Here is a 4,261-nt window from a genome sequence, read left to right on the forward strand (position 1 = left end):
GTGGGCAGCGGCGGTGGGCAGCGGCGGTGGGCAGCGGCGGTGGGCAGCGGCGGTGGGCAGCGGCGGTGGGCAGCGGCGGTGGGCAGCGGCGGTGGGCAGGGACGACGGCAGGGAGGCGGCATGAACCCCCAGGGTGCGGACCCCCAGGGCCAGGACCCGGACGACGGGGCCACGGCACCGGCTCGCGACCCGGCGGTCGTCTGGCGCAACTGGGCGCTGCTCCTGTTCGACCACCTGCCGGTGCCGACCGCGCTGTGCGACGCCTACGGCACCGTCCTGCTGGCGAACCCCGCGATGGCCGCGGAGTGGGGCACCCTGCCCGGCCGCCTGGCCGGGCGCAACGCCCTGGACCTCTTCCACCTGGACACTCCGGCCCGACTCCATCCGATCGCCGAGGCGGTACGGCTGCGCCGCAGATCGCGCTATCCGATCGAGGTGTCCTGGTCCACCGGGACGGGCGTCGAGCGGCATGGCGAGCTGACCGTCGACCTGGTCAGCGAGACACCGGACGCCCTGCCGCATCTGCTCCTGCTGCTGCGGGTCCTGGACGAACCCGACCCGCCCGCCCCCGCCCCCGGCGCGCCGACCCGGGTGAGCCCCGTGGAGGCGCGGATCCTCGCCCTGGCCGCGGGCGGCTCCACCACCGCGCAGATCGCCACGGGCGTGGGCCTGACCGTCGACGGGGTCAACTACCACCTGGGACGGCTCTCCCGGCGCTGGGGAATGGCGAACCGGACGGCACTGGTCGCACACGCCTATGTGACGGGTGTGCTCGCGCCCGGCGTGTGGCCACCGGAACCCGCCGTCGGAGCGTCCGCCGACGGGGCGCCCGGCAACGGGTCGTCCGGCAACGGCGCATCCGACACCGGCTCGGGCGGGGTCAGCGGTCGGTGATCACCGGCGGGGTCGCGGGCGCACCGCCGCGCGCCCCTCCGACGCCCGCCGCCGCCTCCCGGGTGCGGCGGAGCGCCCGGCGGCCGGTCAGCCGCCGCTCTGCTCGCGGATGGCCCGGTGGAGGAGCTCGGCGAGGTGGATCGCCCGGCGGCCGTCGGCGAGTTGGGCGATCTGGGTGCGGCAGCTGAAGCCGTCGGCGAGCAGGACGGTGTCGGGTGCGGCCGCCCGTACGGCGGGGAGCAGGACGCGTTCGGCAGCCGCGACGGAGACCTCGTAGTGGCCGCGTTCGAAGCCGAAGTTCCCGGCCAGGCCGCAGCAGCCGGAGTCCGGGACCTGGTTGGTGAGGCCGATCCGGGCCTCGATCCGGCGGTCGGCGGCCGTGCCGAGGACGGCGTGCTGGTGGCAGTGCACCTGGGTCAGGCCGTGCAACGGGGAGCCGGGCAGGCGGGGGAGCCCGACCCCGGCCTCGTCCAGGAACTCGGCGAGCGTGCGGACCCGTCCGGGGACGTCGCCGGCCGCCGGGCCGAGCAGTCTGGGCAGTTCCTCGCGCAGGGCCGCCGTGCAGCTGGGTTCGAGGCCGACCACGGGCAGCCCGGCCGGGAGGGCGCGCAGGCTGCGCCGCAGCACCCGGCGGGCGACGTCGATCTGGCCGGTGGAGATCCAGGTGAGCCCACAGCAGACCGGCCCCTGCGGGAGTCGGACCGCGAAGCCGAGGTGCTCCAGGACCTCGACGGCCGCCATGGCGGGTCCGGGCTCCAGCAGGTTGCTGAAGGTGTCCGGCCAGAGCAGGACCGGGGTGGCGCCGCGCCGGGTGCGCCGCTCACGGTGGCGGAACCAGTGCTCGAAGGTCTCAGCCGGCAGGCCGGGCAGCCGGCGCCGCGGGTCGATGCCGCCGAGTCGCTTGAGGGCGGCGGCCGTACGGGGCGCGCCGAGCAGGCGGTTGGCCAGGGCGGGTGCGAGCGCGGCGGCGCGCAGGGTGAGCGGCAGCCAGCCCATCGAGTAGTGCGAGGCGGGGCGCAGCCGGCGGCGGTAGTGCTGGTGCAGGAACTCCGTCCGGTAGGTCGCCAGGTCGACGTGGACCGGGCAGTCGGCGGCGCAGCCCTTGCAGCCCAGGCAGAGGTCGAGCGCCTCCCGGACCTCCTCCGAGCGCCAGCCGTCGGTCACCACGCCGCCCGCCTCGGCGCCGCGCAGCATCTCGGCGAGCAGCCGCGCCCGGCCCCGGGTGGAGTGCCGCTCCTCCTCGGTGACCATGTAGCTCGGGCACATCACACCGCTCCCGGTGTCCACGCACTTGGCCACGCCGACGCAGCGGTGGACGGCCTTCAGCAGGCTGCCGCCGTCCTTCTCGTAGGGGAGGGCGAGCGGCAGGTCGCGGCCGGTGAAGCGCAGGTCGGCGTCGAGCGGGCGCGGGTCGACCATGACCCCGGGGTTGAGCAGCAGCGCGGGATCCCAGATCCGCTTGACCTGCCCGAACAGGTCGATGATCCCGGTCGGGTACATCCGGGACAGCAGTTCCGAGCGGGCCTGCCCGTCGCCGTGCTCGCCGGAGAGCGAACCGCCGTGCGCCACCACCAGGTCGGCCGCCTCCGTCATGAACGCCCGGAACTCCGGCAGCCGGCGGGGCTCGGTGAGCGGGAAGTCCAGCCGCATGTGGATGCAGCCCTCGCCGAAGTGCCCGTACGGGACGCCGCGCAGACCGTGCCGCCGGAGCAGGGCGCGCAGCTCACGCAGGTACCCGCCGAGCCGCTCGACCGGGACCGCCGAGTCCTCCCACCCCGGCCAGGCCTCGGTGCCGTCGGGCAGCCGGGTGACGATCCCGGCCCCCGCCTCCCGTACGCCCCAGAGCTGGCGCTGCTCGCCCGGGTCGACCACCACGGCGACGGCGGCGGATCGCTCGCGGCGTACGGCGTGGGCCAACTCCCGTGCGGCGTCCAGGGCTTCGGCTCCGGTGGCGCCGCCGGTCTCCAGGAACAGCCAGCACTCGCCTGCGGGCAGCCGATCCAGCGCGGGCGGCCGGGGGCCGGCGGCGAGCAGTGCGGCGATCAGGTCGGCGGCCATGCCCTCGACGGTGAGCGGCCGCAGCGGCAGCAGGGCGGGTACGGCGTCGGCGGCCGCCGTCTCGTCCGGGTAACCGGCGATGACCAGCGCGCGGGCGGCGGGAGCCCGGACCAGCCGTACGGTGGCGCCGAGCAGCAGGGCCCAGCTGCCCTCGCTGCCGGTGAAGGCGCGGGCGAGGTCGTAGCCGCGCTCGGGCAGCAGGGCGTCGAGGGCGTAGCCGGAGGTGCGCCGGGGCAGGTCGGGCATGCCCTGGCGGAGCGCGGGCAGGTTGGCGGCGGTGAGGTCCTGCAGGTCCCGGTGCAGTGCGCCCTCGCGGCCGGGGCGTTCGCGCAGCCGGGTGCGCTCGGCGGGTGGCAGCGGTCCGGTGACGGTGAGTTCGGTGCCGTCGGCGAGCAGCAGGTCGAGGGCGTGCAGGTTGTCGGCGGTCCGGCCCCAGGCGACCGAGTGGGCGCCGCAGGAGTCGTTGCCGATCATGCCGCCGATCGTGCATCGGCTGTGGGTGGACGGATCGGGGCCGAAGCGCAGCCCGTACCGGAGGGCCGCCGTCTGGAGGTCGTCCAGTACGGCGCCGGGCTCGACCCGGGCGGTGCGGGCGTCCGGGTCGACGGCGAGTACCCGGTTGAGGTAGCGGCGGAAGTCCAGGACCACCGCTCCCGGGCCGATCGCCTGGCCGCCGATGCTGGTGCCCGCGCCGCGTGGCACCACCGGGACGCCGTACTCGCGGCAGAGCGCCAGGGTGGCCCGGACGTCGTCGGTGTCGGCGGGTTTGACCACGCCCAGCGGGAGCTGGCGGTAGTTGGAGGCGTCGTGGCTGTAGACCGTGCGCTCGGCGGCGCCGAAGCGCACGTCCCCGCGGACGGCGGCGTCGAGCGCACGGGCGAGCCCGCCGGGGGCTGGAGTGGTCGCCATACCGCGATCATCGCAGCGGCGGCCCCGAACGGGCAGGGGGCACCCCGGCACACCGCTGACTTGCCGTCATCTGGGAGCCTGTGCAGATGAGTGATCAACTTGACGTCACGCCCGGCCCTTTCCTCGGCCATCTGCCGATCGGCGAGCCGACCGCCCCGCCCGAGGACTCGGTCGTCGGCTGGGAGATCTTCCCGTTCGAGGGCGACCTCAAGGTGAAGGCACTCGACCGGCCCGAACTGCCCGAACCGGCCCGCGAAGGCGAGGACGGCCCCGACGACTGCGAGCAGTGCACCCGCCCCGACGAGAGCTTCCTGTGGACGGACAGCCACTGGCGGCTGAGTGGCCGCACCGGGCCGACCGCCGTGCCCTCGATGCTGCTGCTGATGCCCCGCGCCCACCA

At 75.8% G+C, this 4,261-nt stretch carries 3 protein-coding genes; 2 read left to right on the forward strand and 1 reads right to left on the reverse strand.

The genetic code is table 11. The annotated features are described in order from the left end of the window. Positions 1-120: 120 nt before the first annotated feature. Positions 121-894 (forward strand): helix-turn-helix transcriptional regulator, encoded by a 774-nt coding sequence (locus UK12_RS31935; RefSeq protein WP_063838362.1) that lies wholly within the window; start codon positions 121-123, stop codon positions 892-894. A gap of 87 nt (positions 895-981) precedes the next feature. On the opposite strand, the gene UK12_RS31940 is transcribed toward UK12_RS31935, so the two are convergent. Further along, complete coding sequence (locus UK12_RS31940; protein ID WP_045306709.1) at positions 982-3,861, reverse strand: FAD-binding and (Fe-S)-binding domain-containing protein; 2,880 nt, start codon at positions 3,859-3,861, stop codon at positions 982-984. An 86-nt stretch (positions 3,862-3,947) separates the two neighbouring features. On the opposite strand from UK12_RS31940, the gene UK12_RS31945 reads away from it, so the two are divergent. Then, positions 3,948-4,261: hypothetical protein (locus tag UK12_RS31945; RefSeq protein WP_197085347.1), on the forward strand; the 314-nt coding region annotated here is incomplete at its 3' end.

The organism is Saccharothrix sp. ST-888 (assembly GCF_000955975.1).
Lineage (GTDB): Bacteria > Actinomycetota > Actinomycetes > Streptomycetales > Streptomycetaceae > Kitasatospora.